9 protein-coding genes and 1 pseudogene are annotated in these 20987 nt (G+C 72.0%); 4 read left to right on the forward strand and 6 right to left on the reverse strand.

Going from position 1 to position 20987, the window contains the following annotated elements:
* Positions 1 to 120: 120 nt before the first annotated feature.
* Both AC5K6T_RS03815 and AC5K6T_RS03820 read right to left on the reverse strand, forming a co-directional pair.
* Positions 121 to 1275: a MerR family transcriptional regulator gene (locus tag AC5K6T_RS03815; protein WP_493205608.1), complete on the reverse strand. Its 1155-nt coding sequence runs from the start codon at positions 1273 to 1275 to the stop codon at positions 121 to 123.
* A gap of 61 nt (positions 1276 to 1336) precedes the next feature.
* On the reverse strand, positions 1337 to 1915 hold the full coding sequence (locus AC5K6T_RS03820; RefSeq protein WP_493205610.1) for a hypothetical protein: 579 nt from the start codon (positions 1913 to 1915) through the stop codon (positions 1337 to 1339).
* 480 nt (positions 1916 to 2395) lie between these two features.
* Between AC5K6T_RS03820 and AC5K6T_RS03825 the strand changes: the two genes are divergently transcribed.
* From AC5K6T_RS03825 to AC5K6T_RS03840, 4 genes are all read left to right on the forward strand, one after another.
* The gene (locus tag AC5K6T_RS03825; protein ID WP_493207318.1) at positions 2396 to 6031 is read left to right on the forward strand and encodes a laminin G domain-containing protein; all 3636 of its coding nucleotides are present in this window, start codon (positions 2396 to 2398) and stop codon (positions 6029 to 6031) included.
* A 247-nt stretch (positions 6032 to 6278) separates the two neighbouring features.
* Positions 6279 to 13046, forward strand: coding sequence for an RHS repeat domain-containing protein (locus tag AC5K6T_RS03830; RefSeq protein ID WP_493205612.1), 6768 nt, complete (start codon positions 6279 to 6281; stop codon positions 13044 to 13046).
* Positions 13047 to 13304, forward strand: a complete 258-nt coding sequence (locus AC5K6T_RS03835) for a DUF7660 family protein (protein WP_493205614.1) — start codon at positions 13047 to 13049, stop codon at positions 13302 to 13304.
* Between the two features lie 57 nt (positions 13305 to 13361).
* Positions 13362 to 13658 (forward strand): SCO4402 family protein, encoded by a 297-nt coding sequence (locus tag AC5K6T_RS03840; protein WP_493205616.1) that lies wholly within the window; start codon positions 13362 to 13364, stop codon positions 13656 to 13658.
* 255 nt (positions 13659 to 13913) lie between these two features.
* Here the strand turns inward: AC5K6T_RS03840 and AC5K6T_RS03845 are convergent, their stop codons facing one another.
* The 4 genes and pseudogenes from AC5K6T_RS03845 to AC5K6T_RS03860 all read right to left on the reverse strand — a co-directional run bounded on the left by AC5K6T_RS03845 (position 13914) and on the right by AC5K6T_RS03860 (position 20882).
* On the reverse strand, positions 13914 to 15323 hold the full coding sequence (locus AC5K6T_RS03845; RefSeq protein WP_493205618.1) for an NAD(P)/FAD-dependent oxidoreductase: 1410 nt from the start codon (positions 15321 to 15323) through the stop codon (positions 13914 to 13916).
* The gene (locus AC5K6T_RS03850) at positions 15320 to 16552 is read right to left on the reverse strand and encodes an MAB_1171c family putative transporter (protein ID WP_493205620.1); all 1233 of its coding nucleotides are present in this window, start codon (positions 16550 to 16552) and stop codon (positions 15320 to 15322) included. The genes AC5K6T_RS03845 and AC5K6T_RS03850 overlap by 4 nt, the downstream gene beginning before the upstream one ends.
* Before the next feature lie 263 nt (positions 16553 to 16815).
* Positions 16816 to 17403, reverse strand: a pseudogene (locus AC5K6T_RS03855) (toxin-antitoxin system, toxin component family protein); the annotation flags it as partial.
* 446 nt (positions 17404 to 17849) lie between these two features.
* Positions 17850 to 20882 (reverse strand): glycoside hydrolase family 35 protein, encoded by a 3033-nt coding sequence (locus tag AC5K6T_RS03860; protein ID WP_493205622.1) that lies wholly within the window; start codon positions 20880 to 20882, stop codon positions 17850 to 17852.
* Between the last annotated feature and the right edge of the window lie 105 nt (positions 20883 to 20987).

Below are 20987 nucleotides of genomic sequence, written 5' to 3' on the forward strand. Positions count from 1 at the left end.
GACACCCCCTTCCTACCCGACCCGACCGCCCCGCGCCCGGCCCCACCCAGTGACCCCGCTCACCGCCCGCCCCGTGGGCGCTCCGTGCGGCCTCTCGGCTCAAGGGCCTTGTGGCACCGGTCAGCCGGCGGGCGCCAGGACGTCCGCGATCACGCAGCTGACGTTGTCCGGGCCGCCCGCCTCGTTCGCCGCGTACGTCAGGGCGTCGGCGGCGTCGGCGGGGGTGGCCGCGTCGGTCAGCAGGCGGCGTACGGCGTCCTCGGGGACGGCGGCGGACAGGCCGTCGGAGCAGAGCAGGTAGCGGTCGCCGGGGCGGGCCTCGTGCAGGCGGAGGTCCGGCAGCGGCCCGGTGCCCGCGGACAGGGACTTCAGCAGCAGGAACCGCCGGGGGTGGGTCTCCGCCTCCTCGGGCGTGAGCCGGCCCTCGTCCAGCAGGGACTGCACGAGGGTGTGGTCGTGAGTGATGCGGAACAGGGCGCCGTCGCGCAGGACATAGGCCCGTGAGTCGCCGATGTGGGCCAGGGCGAGGGCGGAGCCCGTCCACACCATGGCGGTCAGCGTGGTGCCGGACCCGCCGCAGCCGGCCGAGCCGGTGCCGGACCCGTCGCAGCCGGCCGAGCCGGTGCCGGACCCGCCGGTGCCGTGTGCGTCGGTGCCGTGTGCGTCGGGGCCGGCCGCCTCCCGCACCGCCTCGGTCGCCTCGCGCACCGCGTCCTCCAGCAGGTCCAGCACCCCGCCCACCGGTATCTCGGCGCTGTCCAGCGCGGTCAGGGCGCGCACGGCGGCGCCGCTGGCGCCCGCGCCGCCGGGGCCGTAGCCGTCGGCGACCGCGAGCACGCGGCGGCCCGCGTGGGCGGCGTCCTGGTTGGCGGGGCGCACCAGGCCCCGGTCGGAGCGGGCGGCGTAACGGAGTTCCAGCATGACGGGGTCCTCCCGTGCGGTCGACAGACGGCCGACGAGGAACGCGGCGAGGTCCCGCCGTACCGCCGTCTCGGCCTCGACCCGCGCCCAGTAGGCGCGGACCTCCGCGGCCGCCGAGGCCGGGTCGAGCTCCTGGCGGGCGCACACCTCGCGGATCAGCGCCAGCGGCATGCCGATCCGCCGCAGCCACGCCACGAGCCGGGCCCGCTCCAACTGCCCCGCCGTGTAGTAGCGGTACCCGGTGTGCGGGTCCACCCGGGCCGGGCGCAGCAGATGCAGCTCGTCGTACAGGCGCAGGGCCTTCGGCGACAGCCGGCAGGCCTTCGCGAAGGCGCCGATCGTCAGCATGTCCATGAGTACCTCGCGTCGTTCTCGTCCTTCGCCGTCGATGCTGGGGCTTCACCGAGGGGGAAGGTCAACGCACCGCGACCCGCTGCAGCAGTCCCCAGCTGAACTCGGCCGCCACCTGACGGCGTGCGCCGCTCGCGTCGGGGGCGGTGAAGGCCAGGCCCCACCGTGTCGGAGCCGTCCCCTCCAGCGGGCGGGCCGGGGCGAAGGCCCGGGCGGCCTCGTCGACGGTGCAGGACCACGGGGTGAGGTCCGCCAGTGTGCGCAGCTCGGGGCCCGCCGCACCGGGGGCGCGGACCAGCCACTCGTTCCACACCGCGCCGTTCGGCGCCAGCAGCACCTCGAAGCGCAGGTCGGGCCAGAGCGGCACGGGCCACGACCAGGCGGTGCAGTCCAGGTCCCCGATCCGGCGGCCGGCCGTCGACTCGGGCGGCCCGAGCACCGACCGGTACCGCGCCGAGGCCGCCCGCGCCCGCGGCGACCGCACCATCGCCTGCCACCGCCGGTTGGCCTCCCGCATCTCCCCGGCCGACACCCCCAACGCCCCCCGGGCCCGCTCCACCAGCCCGGGATTGTGGTCGGCCATCCGCCGCAGCAGCACGAGCTGGAACTCGAGCGGACCGAAGACACCGGAAGACGACGACATACCCCCATGCTCGCGCACCCCTCCCCTCCCCGCGCCCGGCCCCGCCCCACCCGCGCGTCCCGCACGCGTGCCGCCCGGCGCAGGACCGCCGTCCGGACGCAGCAGCGTGCGGCACGCCGTGCCGGTCCGGGCGGCACGACCACGCGAGAGCGCTTCCCGGCCTCCCGAGCACCGACCGGATTGTTCCGGCAGGGTGCCTTCGCCCTATCGGTCCGACGGCCTGACGGTTTCTCCGGAAGTGAGGCGACGGCTCCGCCGTCCATGGGAAAACAACAGCTCAGGCCACATGCAGACCTGACGCTGTGACATGCGGCACACTCAGTTGACTGCTTCAGGCAACCTTACGTTTACTCACTGTGGCCTGTGTGACCGCTGTGCCCAGGGGGATCTGTGAAGTTTCAGTGGGGTGGGGGCCCCGTGCGGCGTACGCGAAGAAGGAGAGCGACTGCGCTGGGGGGTGTCACCGCTGCTGCGCTGGTGCTGACACTGTTGCCGGTGTTGCCGGGGTCGATCGCACCCGCGGCGTCGGCCGCCGAGACGGCGACCGGCGAAGCCGCCGCCCTGGCGCGGGCGAAAGCCACCGGACAACCCGTCGAGGTGACGGAGGCGCGCGGCGAGTACACCACGACGTACGCCAACCCCGACGGCACACTCACCCTGACGCAGTCCACCACGCCGCGCCGCGTCAAGCGGGCCGACGGCGGCTGGGGGGCGGTCGACGCCACGCTGGAGCACCGGGCCGACGGGCGGGTGGCTCCCAAGGGAGCCGTTGTCGACCTGTCGTTCTCCGGCGGCGGGCCCGGCGCGGACATGCTCAGCATCGGAAAGCACGGCCGGTCGGTCACCCTCGGATGGTCCGGTGCGCTGCCGAAGCCCGTCCTGGACGGCGCCACCGCGACCTACCAGGACGTCTTCGACGGCGTGGACCTGCAACTGACGGCCACGGCTGAGGGATACCGGGAGGTTCTCGTCGTCAGGACGCCGGAGGCTGCCCGGAACCCTGCTTTGGAGAGGGTCGAACTCAGCGCACGCGGAGCTGGGTTGACCGTGGTGCCGGGGGCGGGCGGTGGCGTGCGTGCTCTCGACGAGGACGGCAACACCGTCCTCCATGGCCCCGCCGGGCAGATGTGGGACTCCGCGGGTGATGTTCCGTCAGGACCGCAGGTGCAGTTGCTGCGTTCCGACGCGGACGACAGCGGGGCCGACGAATCGGTGGACCCGGCCCGGCCCGGCGGCGGGGACTCCAGCGCGGTGCTGCCGGTGAGCGTGGACGAGAACTCCATCGCCGTACGGCCGGACCTCGGCCTGCTGCGGGGCCCCGAGACGGTCTATCCGGTGTACATCGACCCGTCGATCGGTCTGGGAGCGCAGGAGCGCACGAAGATCTCCTCCGACGGGGACACGTTCTGGATGTTCGACGGGGACAAGGGCGTCGGCAAGTGCGGCACAGCGGACGGGTACTCCTGCGGAGCCGGCTACGTCGACCGCATGTACTTCGAGTTCGCTCCGACCGCGCTGGCCGGCAAGCACGTGCTGGACGCCACCTTCAGGGCGCGAGAGACCTGGTCGTTCAACTGCGACCCGCACACGGTCGACCTGGTGCGCACCAACAACATCTCCGCAGCCACCAAATGGCCGGGACCCTCGCAGCTGGACCTGATGGTCGACCGCTCCGTGGCCGCAGGCCGAGGCACCCTCTGCTCACCGGACCAGCCCGACGCGTGGATCGAGTTCAACGACAACCCCGGTGAGCCGGACGAGAACCTCACCAGTACCGTCCGCTCCTTCGCCGGTGGTTCCATCAGCCGGCTGACCTTGATGCTGCGAGCCCACGACGAGACCGACACGCGCGCGTGGAAGAGGTTCGACGACAACGCCGAACTCCAGGTGATCTACGCCTACAAGCCCGGCGTGCCGACCAACGTGGGAATCATCCCCGGGACGGGTACGACCGCGTACTGCAAGGCCTCCACGGATCCCCTCGTCGTCACGACGGAGACGCCGACGGTCCAGGCGCGGCTCCAGACGCAGGTCTTCTCGGGGTCAAGTGCCCTTCTGCAGGCTGAGTTCCTGCTCCAGGCCCGCGGCAGCGACAATGTCTGGCGTCAGGCCTGGTCGGGTTCCGCGCCCGACTCCGGCTGGGACCCGGACAACACGCTGGAACGCATCGCGGGCGGCAAGCTCGCCGACGGCACCTCGTACCGCCTCAAGGCACGCACCCAGTCGCACTGGACCTACAACACCGTCCCCGGTGATCTCTGGTCCGGATACAGCTCGTGGTGCTACTTCACGATGGACTCGGCCGCGCCGAAGGCGCCGCGGATCACTCCGGTATCGCCCTACATCCTCTGTTCCACGGTCTGCGAGGGCAAAGGCGGCCCGGGAATTCCCGGAAGCTTCGTGTTCGAGCCGAACACCGCCGACATCTCCGACGGCTCGACCGACATCACGGCCTACGAGTGGAAGCTGCTCTCCACACAGGCCGTGAGCGTGCCTCGTGGCAGCGGGCTGAAGACGACGGTGGACGACGTCGTCCCACCGCTGGCCGGCACCCAGGTGCTGTCGGTGCGGGCGAAGGACGTCCACAACCGCTGGGGAGTACCGCAGGAGTTCATCTTCAAGGTGAAGCCCGCGGAGGGGCCGGTCGGCCTGTGGCATCTGGACGTCGCCCCCGGACCCGGCCAGACGACCGCCGCGGACACCGCAGAGGTCGGCACACGGCACGATGCCGCCCTGGGCGGAGCCGACCCTGGTTGGTCCTCCCGGGCGCGGCGCGGTGACGGTGACTACTCGCTCCGGCTGAACGACTACTCGTCCGACCCCATGCACCGCACGGGCTACGCGTCGACCTCGGGACCCGTCGTGAACACCCGGGACTCCTTCACGGTCTCCGCATGGGTGCAACTGACCGACCCCACCGCGAACCGCGTGGTGCTGTCGGCCCCGGGCACCGACGGCAGCGCCTTCGCCCTCTACTACTCGAGCGCCCTCAAGAAGTGGGTGTTCAACCGCACGGACAAGGACTCGACCGGCCCGGCCTACATCCGCTCGGTGGCGGACCAGGAGAGCCCCGCGGCGAACGTGTGGACACACGTGGCCGGAGTGTTCAGGACGGAAGGCGACGACGACCTCCCCGACACCGACCCCTCCGACGACACCATCCAGCTGTTCGTCAACGGCCGCCCCCAGGGACAGCCCGTGGTGCTGTCGCAGGCCGCGCCCTCCTACACCCCGTGGACCGCGGCTGGAGGGCTGCAGTTCGGCCGCTTCAAGTCGAACGGCTCCTACGGAGAGCACCACGTCGGACTGATCGACGAGGTCACGGCCTGGCAGCGCGCTCTGTCCCCCGCGGAACTGGTCGTGGACGCCCAGGCACTCCTGCCGGACGGGACACCGGCCAACGAACTGGTCGCGCACTGGGACACCGCCTCCGCCACCGGCACCGCGATCCCGGAACTGAGCTCCTACCCGGTCGCGGACATGACCGTCTCCGGGACGACGGTCGACGAGGCGGAAGGCGCCCTGATCCTGGACGGCACGGCATACGCGTCGTCCGCCGGCCCGGCCGTCGACGAGACGGGCTCGTTCACCGTGTCCGCCGCGGTCTGGCTGGACTCCGCGGGGCTCTCGGCCAAGCCGGCCGGGTACCGGGGCCAGGTGGCCGGGCAGCGCATGGGCGGCGAGTCCTCGTGGGCTCTGTGGGTCGACAAGATCGCCCAGGACGTCTACCTGTGGGAGTTCACCCGCACCGCCACGGGCTCGGACGGGAAGGTCACCCTGAGCGCCACGGCGTCCGCCGACGATCTCGCGATGACCGACACCTGGGTGACGCTGACCGGGGTCTTCGACGCCCAGGAAGGCAGGGACTCCGGTCTCGACGGACCGCAGGGCAGGCTCCACCTGTACGTCGGCGGAACCCGCCAGTCCGGCGAGGAAGAGGCCGGCTTCCCGAACCCCCAGCAGGGTGACGGAGCACTGAGCTGGGGACGCGGCACCGTCGGCGGCACCACCGGCAACAACATGGTCGGCCGTCTGGAGAGTCTGCGCGTCTGGACCGGCGCCCTCACCGCCGACCAGATCAACGCCCAGATCATCGACCCGGTCAGCAGCGCCTGACCGCTGTGCCCACCGTGCGGGCGGCGCCCCTGGGCAGGCCGCCCGCACGGCAGCACCCGCTTCCTGCGTGCCCTCACCGCACGTCGATGTCGTCCCACTGATGATCACGGCCCGGCGCAGCGCCGCCCGGCCCGAATCAGGAAGTAGCCACGTGAATCCCTTCGGCACAACCCGGTCCGTCCGGGGACGCTCGGGTGGCAGGCGAGCACGCTGGACCCGGCGCCTCGCCGCTGTCACCGGCCTGGCGATGATCCCGGGCCTGCTCACCCCCGTCGCCTTCGCCGCCGGCCCCGAGCCGCTGGGCGCCCCCGGACTCGAACCGCCGCGTTCCGCGAAGGTCCACCCCTTCAAGGCCCGGGTCGACAGCAGGACCGCCGCCATCATGAGGAAGGCCGCGGAGGCGGACCGTTCGGCCGCCGAACGCGCCCGCCGCGACGAGCAGCACGCCACTTCCTGGCCCGCACCCGGAAGGACCACCCTCAACCTCGGGGGCAGTCGGACCGTCGCCGCCAAGCGGGCCGGTTCGCTGCCCGTCTCCGCCGCCGCCCCCACCAAGGGCAGGAAGGCGCGGTCTCTCTCCGTCGAGGTGCTGGACCACCAGGACGCGGCCGAACTCGGCGTCAAGGGCGTGGTGCTGAAGGTCGCCGCCCCCACCGGCGGCCGCGCCGACCTGGACGTGGACTACTCCGCCTTCGCCTCCGCGTACGGCGGCGACTGGGCCGGACGCCTGCAGATGTTCCGCCTGCCGGACTGCGCCGACGACACCCCGGCCAGGTCGGAGTGCCGAACCCGCACGGAGCTCGACTCCGCGAACAAGCGCACGGACCAACGGGTCTCCGCCGCGCTGAGCCTGCCCTCCGGCAACGCGCCGATGATGCTGGCGCTCGCCGCCGGGACGCAGTCGGGGGCTGGCGACTACCAGGCCACCCCGCTGTCGTCCTCTTCCACCTGGGAGGCCGGCGGCGGCTCGGGCACGTTCACCTGGTCCTACCCCTTGAGGGTCCCGCCCGCCGCGGCAGGCCCGCAGCCCGACCTGGCCATCTCCTACGACTCGGGCAGCGTCGACGGCCGCACCGCCTCCACCAACAACCAGGGCAGCCAGGTCGGTGAGGGCTTCGACCTCACCTCGTCCTACATCGAGCGTAAGTACGGCTCCTGCGACGACGACGGGCAGACCGACAAGTTCGATCTGTGCTGGAAGTACGACAACGCCTCCCTCGTCCTCAACGGCAGGGCGTCCGAACTCGTCAAGGACGACACCACCGGAGTCTGGCGGCTGAAGAACGACGACGCCTCCACGGTCACCCGCTCCACCGGCGCCGACAACGGCGACGACAACGGCGAGTACTGGACCGTCACCACCGGCGACGGCACCGAGTACGTGTTCGGTCTGAACAAGCTCCCCGGCGCCGGCGCCGGGGACAGCACCAACTCCGCGTGGACCGTGCCCGTCTTCGGTGACGACAGCGGCGAACCCGGCTACAGCGACGGCACGTCCTTCTCCGGCCGGGCCAAGACCCAGGCCTGGCGCTGGAACCTCGACTACGTCGAGGACACCCGAGGCAACACCAGCTCCTACTGGTACGCCGCCGAGACCAATCACTACGACAAGCTGGGCGACGACACCATCGGCGACGCCTACACCCGCGGCGGCTACCTCAAGGAGATCCGCTACGGCCAGCGCATCGGGAGCCCCGACAAGGCCACGAACAAGGTCGTCCTAAGCTACGCGGAGCGCTGCCTGGCCACCGGCACCGGCTGCGACTCCCTGACCGAGACCACCCGCGACAACTGGCCCGACGTGCCTTTCGACGCGGTGTGCAAGGCCGACGTCAAGTGCACCGGCAACGCCGGCCCGACGTTCTTCACCCGCAAGCGCCTGGCCTCCATCACCACGTACGCCTGGAACGCGGCCGCGTCCACCCCCGCGTACGAGCCGGTCGACGTCTGGACGCTGAAGCAGCTGTACCTGGACCCGGGCGACACCGGCGACACCACCGACCAGTCGCTGTGGCTGGACGAGATCCGGCACACCGGCAAGCGCGGCACCGACCTCTCCCTCGACCCCGTCACGTTCGGCCACGAAATGCTGGCCAACCGCGTCGACGGCCCCGACGACATCCTGCCGCTGCACAAGCCCCGCCTGCGGACCATCACTTCGGAGACCGGCGCGCAGACCATCGTCACCTACCTGCCCGCCGACTGCGCCCACGGGCAGAGCATGCCCAAGCCCGACACCAACACCAGGCGCTGCTACCCGGTGTACTGGTCGCCCAACGGGGAGAAGGAGCCCGTCCTCGACTGGTTCCAGAAGTACCCGGTCAGCGCCGTGTCCGTGACCGACCCCACCGGCGGCGGCCTCGCGGTGCAGCACTCCTACCAGTACGCCGCGAGCGGCGGTGCCTGGCACTACAACGAGGACCCGCTGACCCCCGCCAAGGAGCGGACCTGGTCGAACTGGCGCGGCTTCGAACGCGTCACACACCTCACCGGCGTGTCCACCGGGACGCAAAGCAAGTCCGTCACCGTCTACCTGCGCGGCATGAACGGCGACCGCGTCCTCGGCCCGGACGGCAGGACCCCCGACCCGACCGCACGCAAGACGGTCACCGTCACCGGCGTCAAGGCGCCTGCCATCACCGACTCCGGCCAGTACGCCGGATTCACCCGCGAGTCCGTCACCTACGACGGCGGCAGCGAGGTCGGCGGCTCGGTCAACGACCCCTGGTCCAAGCGCACCGCCACGCAACACAAGTCGTACGCGGACACCGAGGCCTACTACGTGCGCAGCGCGGCCACCCACGCACGCACCCGTATCACCAGCGGCAGTACCGCCCACGACCGCGTGCACACCGTCCGGACCACCTACGACGACTACGGTATGGCCGCCACCGTCGAGGACCTCGGCGACGACGGCGTCACCGGTGACGAGAAGTGCACCCGCACCTGGTACGCCCGCAACGACACGGCCGGCATCAACTCCCTGGTGTCCCGCAGCCGCACCGTGTCGCGGGCGTGCGCGACCAGCGACGCGGCCCTGGACCTGCCCGCTGACTCCGGCCGCCCCGGCGATGTCGTCTCCGACGAGGCCATCGTCTACGACAACCCCTCCGCCACCGCCTGGTCGTCGGACCAGCAGCCCACCAAGGGCCAGCAGACCTGGACCGGACGTGCCAAGGGCTACTCCGCCGCCGACGCGCCCCTGTGGCAGAAGCTGTTCACCTTCACTTTCGACTCCCTCGGGCGCGTCCTCACCGTTCTGGACACCGACGACCGGCTGGTGTCGAAGACGACCTACACCCCGTCGGCCTCCGGTCCGCTCACCTCGACCACCGTCGAGAACATCAAGCAGCACAGGACCACCACTCAGATCGACTTCGCCACCGGGTCGGCGACCAGGACGACCGACCCGAACGGCAAGGTCTCCGAGACCGAGTACGACAGCCTCGGGCGCGTCACCAAGGTGTGGCTGCCCAACCGCCTCAAGATCCTCGGCAAGACACCGAACTTCGTCTACGACTACCACGTCACCAGCTCCGCGATGTCCTGGGTGTCCACCGGCACTCTCAAGGGCGACGCGGCCGGCTACAACACCGGCTACGCCTTCTACGACGCGCAGCTGCGCCTCCGGCAGACGCAGTCCCCCTCGCCGGAAGGCGGCCGTCTGATCACGGTGAGCCAGTACGACACGCGGGGGATGGCCGTCAGCGAGCAGGCCGACATCTGGGACAGCACCGAGCCGCCCTCCCCGGCCCCGGTCGAGACCTCCGGCGGTCAGGCCCCCATCCAGACGGACACCGTCTACGACGGCGCGGGCCGGGCCGTGCAGGCCGTGACGAAGACCTACGGCACGACCCGCTGGACGACGACCACCACCTACACCGGTGACACGGTCACCACCAGCGCCCCCGACGGGGGTCAGGCCACCGCGATGGTGACCGACGCCCTCGGCCGGCTGACCGAGCGCCGCGAGTACGCCGGTCCCCAGCCGACCGGAACCCAGTACACCACCACGCGCCACACCTACCACCCGGCTGGCCAGCAGGACACCGTCACCGGCCCCGACCAGGCCAAGTGGTCCTACACATACGACCTCTTCGGCCGTCAGGTGTCCGCCACCGACCCTGACAAGGGCACCACCACCACGGCCTACAACAGCCTCGACCAGGTGATCAGCACCACGCCGAACGAGGACACCGCGCGGAAGCTGCTGTACGAGTACGACGAACTCGGCCGTACCACGGGCCTGTGGCAGACCAGCAAGACCGACGCCGACAAGCTCGCCGCCTGGACCTTCGACACGGTCGCCAAGGGGCAGCCGGCCCAGTCCGTCCGCTACGACGGCGGCGCCACCACGACCGGCAAGGCCTACACCAGCAAGGTCACCTCGTACGACGCCCTCTACAACGTCACCGGCAGCCAGCTCGTCCTGCCCGACAGCGACCCGCTGGTCGCCGCCGGGGTGGGACCGAAGCTGTCCTTCAGCTCCGGCTTCCGGCTGGACGGCACCGTGAGCCAGCACGGGTCGCCCGCGGTGGGCGGTCTGCCCTCCGAGGTCGTCTCCTACACGTACAACGCCACCGGACAGCAGCTCACCTCCACCGGCAAGAGCGCCTACCTCCAGGGTGCGGCGTTCTCCCCGCAGGGTGACCTGCGCCAGCTCAGGCTCGGCACGCGCGGCCCGTTCGGCGAGCAGGCCTACATCACCAACTCCTACGAGCCCGGCACTCGTCGGCTCACCGGCATCCAGGTCACCGACGACGTCCACGGCTACGCGCTGCAGGACCTCGCCTTCACCCGCGACGACGCGGGCAACGTCACCTCGGTCTTCGACGCGACGACCTTCGGCGGCACCGGCAAGGCGGACCACCAGTGCTTCACGTACGACGGTCAGCGCCGTCTGACCGAGGCATGGACCCCGAAGACCGCCGACTGCTCGGCCACCGGACGCACCGCCGCCAACATCGACGGCGTGGCCCCCTACTGGACCTCCTACACCTACAACCAGTCAGGCCAGCGCGCCACCGAGACCCAGCACGGCATCGGCAACCGCGCAGGCCAGAACACCGAACGGGCCTACGCCTACCCCGCCCCCGGCTCCGGCCGGCCGCACGCTCTGCAGAAGGTCACCACCACCGGCGACGGAACCCGCACGCAGTCCTTCAGCTACGACGACGCGGGCAACACCCGTCAGCGCACCACGTCCGTGGCACACCAGTACCTGCGCGCGGGCTGGAAGCTCACCTCGGGTGAGGAGGTGCGCAGCCAACTCGCCCGCATGGTCATGACCGCGGACGGCGATCTGGTCATCTACAACCGCGACACCGGCACGGTGCGCTGGCACTCGAACACCGCCGGCAACCCCGGAGCGTGGGCGACCATGCAGGACGACGGCGACTTCGTCGTCTACAGCGCCGACGACACCAAGCTGTGGTCCACCAGCACAGCGAAGGGGGCGGGCTCGGGCCACTTCGCCACCCTGCAGGACGGCGGCAGCTTCGCCGTCTACGACGCGGACTGGAAACTGCAGTGGAGCGCGGGCTCCTGGATCGGCGACCCGCCGGTCGCCTCCGCGACCACCACCCACACCTTCGACTTTGAAGGCCGGATCGCCACCACCGCCCACCCCGACGGGCAGAGCAGCTACCTGTACGACACCGAGGGCCAGCTCCTCATCCGTCGCGACACGGCCACCTCGGGTGACACGGACACCGTCCTCTACCTCGGTGACTCCGAAGTCCGCCTCACCACGCAAGGCACGGCCAAGACGGTCAGCGGCACCCGCTACTACACCGCCAACGGCCAGACCATCGCCGTACGCACCGCCACGGCGGGCACCGCGGAGACGAAGCTCAGCTTCCTCGCCTCCGACCACCACGGCACCGGCAGTCTCGCCCTTGAATCCGGCACGTTCGCCCCCACGAAGCGCTACACCACGCCCTTCGGCGCCCCCCGCGGCACCAAGCCCGCCAACTGGCCCGACGACAAGGCGTTCCTCGGCAAGCCCGCGGACGAGACTTCCGGCCTCACTCACATCGGCGCCCGCGAATACGACCCGACCACCGGCCAGTTCCTCAGCGTCGACCCCCTCCTGGAGCTCGACAAGCACCAGACCCTGAACGGCTACAGCTACGCCACCCAGAACCCCGTCACCTACTCCGACCCCACCGGCATGGGCCTGGCCTGCGGCGGCGCCGGCGACGGCACACCCTGCCCGACCCGCCCCGACGGCAGGGCGGGCAACGGCCGACCTCACGAGGGCTGCGCGCCGCACTGTGTCTCGCTACCCACCGTGAAGGGCACGGCGAGCGCCGGTAGTTCGGGCAAGGTCGAAGAAGCCTGCTCCCAGAAGTACGGAACCGGGACCTGTGAGTACGACAGCGGGCCCTCGGATTCGGACTCGTACGTGGGCAACTACGCCGCCAGCCTGTTGATGGATCAGGACTTCTGGTCCGGACTCGCAGAAGTGTTCGGCGGAGGCGTGGTGGGGGGGACGAGCCTCTTCGTCGGCATCGGGGGAATCGCTGAATGCGCCGTCGGCGTGCTGTGCGTCGCAGGAGCGGGCCAGATAGCCATCGGTGCAGCAGGCACCGTGGTCGGCTACAACCTTTCCCAATCCGGAGCGGACAAGCTGGGCCAGGCATTTCGTGAGGCTTCGGGCCAAGCAGGAGGAACTCCGAAGCCCAAACCAGGTGGCCTGCCCGCGTCGGGAAGGATGAATCCTGGGAGGATCAGATACACTCAGGACAGCATTAAGCGCTCTTATAAGGACGGCAAGTCACTCGATGACACAGTCGCTCAGTTGCGGAGCGGGGAAGTTGAGGCCGGTGACATACCCCCGATTAGAGTTTTTGAGCGTGATGGCAAGATTTACTCTCTCGATAATAGGCGCCTTTACGCGTTCAAGCAGGCAGAAGTGCCTGTCCGGTTTGTCAAGGCTACCCCCCGTCAGGTTGAGCAAGAGTCGTGGAAGTTTACGACGCTGAATGACGGAACTTCAATTCGAGTGAGGTGAATGATGGATTTCTGGGAAGAGGCGCATGCGGTTGATGGTAAGGAGAGTCTCTCACTCTTCCTGGCAGCCGCTGCCCGGAATTTTGAGGAATGCCCAGAAGCCTGGGAGAACGGAGATATTGCGAGTCTCCTGGAGGCGATGTCTGCCTGGGTTTTGGACTCTGACGGATTCTTTCGGGGGATGGGGAAAGAGTTGCCTTCTGCGGAATGCTGGTCCATGGTTGCCATGGTGATGGCGGCTGGACGAGTGTATGAATGAGATGACTGCTCACCGTGGTGATCACGTATCCCTTCAAGGCTGGATGAATTGGACGTCGTGGAACTCGCCGAACTGAGCGATGTCTCATTCCCAGACATGCGCAGAAACGTCGTGTCTGCGGTCCGGGCCCGCGCGGATTCGACGTATCAGCGTCGAGTGTGGATCGAGCATGATTACCTCACTGGCGGTTATCGCGACGACCTCGCGGTGAACGTGCACATCCTCTTCGATGACACGCTGGTGTTTGAAGATCCGGCGGCAACTCTCGGTATGGTCCTGAAGTCCAGGGAAAAAGTGGAAGTCATGGCTGTGCTCGCCGACGCCTTTGATGGGCTATTCGAGTCGAGGCTGTGAAAGGGTCGACCAGGAGTATATGGCGCCGTCCTTGTGGAGCGGTGCGGTTCGCGCGACAGGAGCGGCATAGAGCCTGCTGGTTCGGCAACTGTATTTATCGCTGAGGTATTCTCACCCGTGATCCCTTCCCGATTCCGTCGAGAGTGAGGGCGGTGCGGGCGATGCTTCCGATCGGCTGGCGCTGAGCATGACGTGTTGCGGAGTGCGCTGGCCGCCTCGTGCGGGTGGCTGTGGCACGAGGCGGCCTTCGTCCGGCTACGGCAGCAGGTCTGCGGCCTTGCGTTCCTCCGCGGTCAGGGGCGGGCCGGGCAGGGGCGGTTTCAGGGGCCCCGCCACCGCTGCCAGGAGGACGGCGGGGGTGAGGAGGACCTCGGGGCCCTTCTCCAGGGAGGTGACGTCGGTGACGCGGCGGGCTATGCGGCCGTTGCCGGTAGCCGTGTGCATCAGGCGGTCGACGTAGGCGGAGACCAGGCGTTCGCGGAGGGTCGGGCCGTGCTCCGTGGCGCCGGGGTAGAAGACGTCCTGGGTGACGGCCAGGTCCCAGGCGGCGCCCACCGGGCGGGCCAGCGCCCGCTGCACGCGGCGGGCCAGGCCGGGGGTGCCCCAGCCGCGGCGGCGCACCTCGTCGCGCAGGATCAGGGCGCACTGGGCGGCGACCGACAGCCCGTGGCCGTAGACCGGGTTGAACGCGGCCAGCGCGTCGCCGAGGACGACGAAGTGGTCGGGCCAGCTCCGGGTCCGCTCGTAGAAGTGGCGGCGGTTGACGGTGCTGCGGGTGCAGGACACCCCGGTCAGCGGCTCGGCGCGGTCGATCAGGTCGGCGATCAGCGGGTGCCGCAGCTCCTCGCGGGCGAAGCGGACGAAGTCCTCGGCGTCACAGCCGGGTTCGCCGCCGCGCGTGCCGTTGAGGGTGACGATCCAGCGGCCCTCCTCGACCGGCAGCAGGAACCCCGCCCGGCCGGGCCCGCCCGCGCGCGGGTCGGGCTGCACGTTGACCACCGGGAAGTGGCCGCGCGCCCCCTCGGGCGCCAGGTAGAGGCGGCTCGCGTAGGCCAGGCCGGAGTCGACCTCGCGGCGCCGCGGCTCGGGCAGCCCGAGCTCCGCCAGCCACCGGGACGCGCCGGAACCGCGGCCGGTCGCGTCGACCACCAGCCCGGCCTCCAGGGTGCGTTCGGAGCCGTCCTCGGTGCGGATGCGGACACCGGTCACCGCGTCGGCCGTTCCGGTCAGGCCCAGCGCCTGCGCCCGCTCGACGACCTCGATCCGCTCGTCGGCGAGGACCTCGGCGCGGACCGTCGCGTCCAGCAGGTCCCGCCCCGCCAGGATCACGTGGTGCGACTCCGGCCAGCGCCGGAACCAGCCCTGCGCCGACAGGGCGACCATGTCGGTCGTCACCGGCATCCGGCGGCCGCCCGCGGCCCGCAGCGCCTCGCCGATGCCCGGCAGCAGCTCCTCCATGGCGCGCACCCCGCCGGACCACAGGAAGTGCGCGTGCCGGGCCTGCGGCAGCCCCTTGCGGGGGGCGGGACCGTCGGGCAGGACGTCGCGTTCGACGATCACGACCCGTGCCGCGGACCCGGCCAGGGCGCGGGCCGCGAGCATGCCGGAGTGGGAGCCTCCGAGGACCACGGCCGTTCTGCCGTCGGAGGGGGGACGTTCGGTCATGCACGTGCGCTTTCTGCCGGGGCGGCGGCCCGGACCCGGACCGCCTCGATGTCTTCGGTGCGGCGCAGGGCGAGCGACACGGCCAGGATCTCCCGCATCAGGTACGCGGTGTCCGCCGGGTCGTCGCCCTCGCGCTCGGGGTGGCGCCGCCGGGTCTCGACGGCGTCCAGCAGGGTGACGCAGGCCGCCAGGGCGGCGGCCCGCCCGGGGGCGGACCCGAGGGCGAGCGCTGCCTCGTGGGCGCGGGCCCGCAGGCCGTCGTCCAGGTACCGGGACAGCTGGAGCAGCGCGTCCCGGATGAACGTCTCGCGGCGGATCAGCCGCAACTCGGCGGTGGCGCGCGGGTCGAACGGCTCGCGGCCCCCCGACACCGTACGCGCCAGCAGGTACAGCGGCCGCAGCCGGCGGCGCTCGGCCCGCATCCGGACGTGCTCGTGCAGGTACTGGCCCGCGTGCGGCACGATGAAGCCCACCGCCACCAGGGTCGCCGACAGACACGCCGCCACCGGTGCCACGTACGTGCTCAGCCAGTCCAGGTCGTTGCCCGTCCAGCGGGCCGCGACCGCGGACAGCTTCGACGCGTCGAACAGCAGGTTCGTGGTGTAGCCGACGCCCAGGAGGCGCAGGCCCCCGCGCAGCCACGCGTCGAGGCCGTCGGTGCGGATCCAGTTCCAGATCAGCCGGGCCGTGACCGCGCACGCCACGGTGTGCGCGAGCAGGTACAGCACGATCTGCTCCCGCATGAACGGCGTGTTGGCGTAGTACGTGTCCAGGTCACGCGTCCGCTCCACGGGCACGTCGGCGAACGCGAACAGCACCCACAGCGCCACCACCACGCCCGCGTACAGGGCGACCACCCTGCGGGTCGCCCGGCGGGTGGCGTCGGAGCGGTCCGCCCCGTTGCGCCAGGCCACGACCAGCAGCAGCCACGACGCGCACAGCGCGGTCAGCAGCGAATACACCCACGGCGCCGCGATGTTGGGCACCCCGGTGACCCGGTTGGTCCAGGCGATGGTGGAGGGCGCCGCGAACACGAACACCGCGCAGCCGAACAGCAGCAGCCCGCCGACCGCCCGCAGCAGCGGGTCCCGCCACATCTTGACGATGCTGGGCAGCTTGATCGCCAGCGCGGTGGCCAGCAGTGCGGTCGGCAGCCAGATGGCCAGGTTGAGGTCGGTGAGCACCCGCGGCACGGCCAGCGCCAGCGGCACCGTGTGAGGTCCGCTCATCGCGCCGGACCCCCGTGTCCGCGCTCCGTACCGGTGGTGCTCCCGCCCTGGTCCGGGTGCGGGACCGGAGGCGGGCCCGAGGACGGGCCGGGCTGCCGGTCCGGGTACGGGCCCGAGCACGCCTCCGGGTGCCGGTGGGCGTACGGAGCCGGGTGCGGGGCCGCCGGATGCGGCTCCGGCCGCGGGGGCCCCGGCGTACCGCGGTCCGCGGGCGCCGGGCCCGGCTGGTCCGGGTGCCGTGCCGTGCGGTGCCGCGGGGACCGCCGGCCCCGGTAGCCCATGGACCGCTGCACCGGGTCCAGCGGGGTCCGCGGGCGCGGGCCCTCGGCCGCCAGCAGGGGGCGGAACGCGGCGGCGAGGCGGTGCCCGAAGTCGTCGGCCTGGGCCTCGTCGGCCTGCCGGGAGCCGTTGCGGGCGGCGACCGCCAGCGCGGACCCGCCCCAGCCGGCCAGCGCGCGCGCCGCGGCCGCCGCACCGACCCCGTGGTGGTGGCGGTGCCCGGCGTGCAGGTGCCACAGCTCGTGCCCGAGGATGACCAGTTGCTGGGACGCCTCCGCCCGCTCCTCGACGATCACCAGGTCGAAGTCGTGGAACTCCACGCACAGCCCGGTCACCTCGATCTCGTCGGGGAACCGTTCGAACCGCAGCTCCACGCGCCGCCCGCCGCGCCGCGCGCCCATCTCCTCGCACAGGGCCCGGCACAGCTCGCGCACGTCGGCCGGCCGCTCGGGTCTGCCGCCGAGCGCGGCGCCGAGGTCGCGGGCCAGTGCGCGCATCGCGGAGGACGATCTCGGCCGCCACAGCGCCGCTGCCCACCGGGCCGCCTTTCCGCGCGCCCCCGCGCTGTCCATCACGCCCCCTTCCCCCGCCGTACGGCGGGCTGTTCGAGACTACGTGGCCGGGACGGTCCGCGTCACTCGATCCGGGGGCCGTTGTCGAACGAAGAACGATCGTTTCTGCGCGGACCCGTGCGTCCTGCGCACGAGATGCCGCTCCGCGGCGTGGCACGGCTCCGGCGCGGGCGGCCGGGGCAGGCCCGCGCGCCGTGGGTGAGGGCAGCTCAGCGCGCCGGGGGTGGGGGCGGGTCCGCGCGCCGTGGGTGGGCGGCTCACCGGGGCGTCCGGGCAGCGGGCCCGCCCCGCCCGGTGGGCTTCGGGGCATCGCCCCCGCTCCGCAGACCGCGGCCGCCGCCGACTCGGGGCAGCGCCGGGCCCGGGAGCGACGCCGCCCCCGGGGAGCAGCACCCCGTCACCGGGACCCCGTCGCCCGGAGGGGCGGCCGCCGCCCCTGGGCCGCCTCACATCCCGGGTGAGTCCACCGGTTCCACCGGCACCCCGCCCGCCGCCGCGCCCTGGAGCGCCAGCCGTACCTCGCCCGGCCCGGAGGCCGTCGTGCCGTCGGACAGCACGGCGAGGGCGAGGGTGTTGGCGCCACGGGTGCGGAGGATGCCGTTGGGCAGGGCGAAGGTGTGCTGCGGGCCGACGTCGTTGATGTACTGGCCCAGGTTCCAGCCGTTGAGGAAGATCTGGGCGCGGTAGGCGAGCGCCGGGTCGTCGTCGAGGACGAGGCCGATCGAGGCGTCGGTGCCGGGGTCGACGTCCAGCCGGAACGACCGCCGGTACCAGGTGACGCCCTGCCGCCGGGCCGCGCCCGGCATCTGCACGGACGTCCAGTCCCCGTCGGGATGGCCGGGCAGGTGCCAGCCCCGCCGCTCGCCGTACAGGCCGCCGTTGTTCTGCGGCCCGCGCACCGGGTCGTGGGCCGCCTCGCCCTGCAGCCGCCAGCCGATCCGCGGTGTCGCTCCGGCGAAGGCCACGCCGGTCAGGCCGCGGGCCACCTTGTGGGTGTCCTCGGACCTGCCGTCCATGTCGTGCTGCATCCGCCGCACCAGCACCGCCAGCACATGCTCGCCGGGCCCGCGCAGCCGCTCGGGCACCGCGAGCCGGGCCGTGGCCTGCCAGCTCCCCTTGCGTGCGGTGGCGGCCTCCGGCACGGGCATCCGGTGGTGCCCCAGCGGCTCCCCGTCCAGCCAGGCCATCAGCAGGCCCTGGGTGCCGGTGCTGTAGCCGAGGGACAGGGTGCCGGAGCCGGCGCCCCCGGTGAAGCGGCCCCGGTACCAGACGTCGCCGTAGTGGAAGCCGTAGTCGTCGGCGAACAGCACGGGTTGCCCGTCGGGCACGGGGGTGGTGCTGCGGGAGGCGGTGAGGTCGGCGCGGCGCCAGGCGGAGTCGTCGAAGCCGGGCGCCGACTCCGGGTTCTCGTGCCGCTGCCGCCAGCCCCCGCGCAGGGAGGGCAGCGGGACGGCGCCGACCCCGGGCAGCGGGGCGGCGGAGCGCAGGCTGCCGGAGGCGGTGGCGGCGGTGCGCACGGCGCGCCCGTTCCAGGTGACCTCCCGGATGCCGCGCGGCGCCCACACCTCCAGGGCGGCCTCCTCGACCGTGTCCCCGGTCAGGTGCAGCGTGTCCCCGGCGGCCTCGGCCGTGCGCAGCAGGGCGGGGCCGTGCACGAGGACCGACCCGGAGGGTGTCTCGTACGGCCACAGCCGGAGCGAGGTGTCGTCGTCGGCGAGCAGCAGCAGTACGGGGGCGGGGGCCCGGCCGCCGCTGATCAGCAGGCGCGTGAGGCCGCCGAGTTCGGCGTCGACGCGCAGGACGCCCTGCCCGTGGGAGTGGGTCGCCCGCCCCTCCAGCAGCCGCACCTCCGGCTCGTCCGCCCACTCCAGCGCGGTTCGGGTGGACTCCCCCGGGCGACCGGTCAGGACGACGACGTCCTGGCGCCCGGTGGTGAGGCCCAGCATGGGCTGCGCGGAGGAGTACCTCAGCGTGGTCCGCCCCAGCCGCAGCCCGGCGGCCAGCAGCCGCGCGTCCCGCCCGGGCACGGTGACCGGCAGGTCGACGCCGCCGGCCGGGAGGGTGGTGGCGACCGTGCCGGTGCTGTCGTTGCGCAGGACGTACACGTGCGTGTCGCCGCCGTCCCGCCGGCCGTCGTCGCCGGCGGCGGTGAGGTCGCCGGCGGCGGTGAGGTGGTACACCTTGACCCGCCCGTCCGCCGCCGTGACGTCCGCGGCCCGGTCGAGCCGGGAGAGTTCCGGGACGCGCTGCAGCAGATGGCCGAGCTGGTGCATGGGCACCAGCTTGGCGGTGGGCCGGCGGGCCTCGTCGATCGCGGCGCCGTAGTCGTACGACGTGTAGACGGCGGGCGCGGGCAGCCAGCCCCAGCTGGTGCCGCCGAAGGTCATGTAGACGTTGTGCAGGGTGATGCCGTTGGCGAGGTTGGTGAGGTAGAAGCGCCGCTCGTACGCGGCGTCGCAGTTGCGGCGCGCCTGCTCGTACCCCTTGCCCTGGAACCACACCCCGCCCCACGGGTCGAACCAGCCGCCGCCGAACTCCGGTACGAAGCCGGGGGTGTCCGGGCTGGCGGTGGCACCCCCGCGGGCGCCTCCGATGCCGAAGTGGCCCCAGTCGGGCGGGGTCTTGGACGGGCTGGGATACCCGTCGAAGCCGTACAGCCAACGCCCCTTCTCCACACCGGTGTCGAACGAGCCGGGCACCCAGTGGCCGTTGCGGCCCTTGTCGTTGTGGAACAGCGGCACGTCGACGCCGTCGGCACGGACCTTGGCGTACAGGTGGGCCATGTAGTCGCGGCCGGCGGGCTCGTCGACGAAGGAGTCGTACTCGTTCTCGATCTGGTAGAGCAGCACGGTGCCGGTGCCCTGTGTGTACAGGTGGCGGGCGACGACACGGTTCACCGCCGTGAACCACTCGTCGACGTGGCCGAGGTAGACCGGGTCGGCGGTGCGGGCCCGGCCGGCGGTCGCGGTGAGCCAGCCGGGGAAGCCGCCGGCGTCGACCTCGGCGTTGATGTACGGGCCCGGCCGCATGATCACGAACAGCCCGCACTCGGCGGCCGTGCGCAGGAACAGGCCGAGGTCCCGGACGCCGGTGAAGTCGTAGCGGCCGGGGGCGGCGGAGTGGACGTTCCAGGCGACGTACACGCTCACCGCGTTGTGGCCGTAGGCGCGCATCTTCTGCAGCACGTCCCGCCACAGGGACGGGCTGGGCAGCCGGAAGGGGTGCATCTCGCCGGACCAGACGAACAGGCGCTCGCCGTCGACTAGGAGGGAGTGGCGGTCGAAGCCGACGGTGTGGCGGAGGCCGTCGGCGGCGGGCGGTTCGGCGCGGACGGCGCGGCGCCCGGCGTCCGGGCCGGCGGCCTCGGGCGGTCCCGCGGGCCGGTCCGCGGTGTGCGCGGCCGCCGGTGTCCCGTCCCAGGCGAGGTTCAGGGCGGCGGCGCCGGCGAGGGTGTGGAAGGTGCGTCTGCTCAGCTCCATGGGAGCCTCCCTGACGGTCCGTGAGGGGCGCGTGAGCGGTCATTGTGTCCAGGCGGCAGCCGCCCGGCGGCCGCCCGCCCGGCTCGCCACGGAGGATTACCCGGT

It is taken from the genome of Streptomyces sp. B8-7, from assembly GCF_058833805.1.

Excerpts from the sequence above, each read along its gene's own strand:
- AC5K6T_RS03815 (WP_493205608.1), bottom strand. The coding sequence starts at position 1,275 with ATGGACATGCTGACGATCGGCGCCTTCGCGAAGGCCTGCCGGCTGTCG.
- AC5K6T_RS03820 (WP_493205610.1), bottom strand. The coding sequence starts at position 1,915 with ATGTCGTCGTCTTCCGGTGTCTTCGGTCCGCTCGAGTTCCAGCTCGTG.
- AC5K6T_RS03830 (WP_493205612.1), top strand. The coding sequence starts at position 6,279 with ATGATCCCGGGCCTGCTCACCCCCGTCGCCTTCGCCGCCGGCCCCGAG.
- AC5K6T_RS03835 (WP_493205614.1), top strand. The coding sequence starts at position 13,047 with ATGATGGATTTCTGGGAAGAGGCGCATGCGGTTGATGGTAAGGAGAGT.
- AC5K6T_RS03845 (WP_493205618.1), bottom strand. The coding sequence starts at position 15,323 with ATGACCGAACGTCCCCCCTCCGACGGCAGAACGGCCGTGGTCCTCGGA.
- AC5K6T_RS03850 (WP_493205620.1), bottom strand. The coding sequence starts at position 16,552 with ATGAGCGGACCTCACACGGTGCCGCTGGCGCTGGCCGTGCCGCGGGTG.
- AC5K6T_RS03860 (WP_493205622.1), bottom strand. The coding sequence starts at position 20,882 with ATGGAGCTGAGCAGACGCACCTTCCACACCCTCGCCGGCGCCGCCGCC.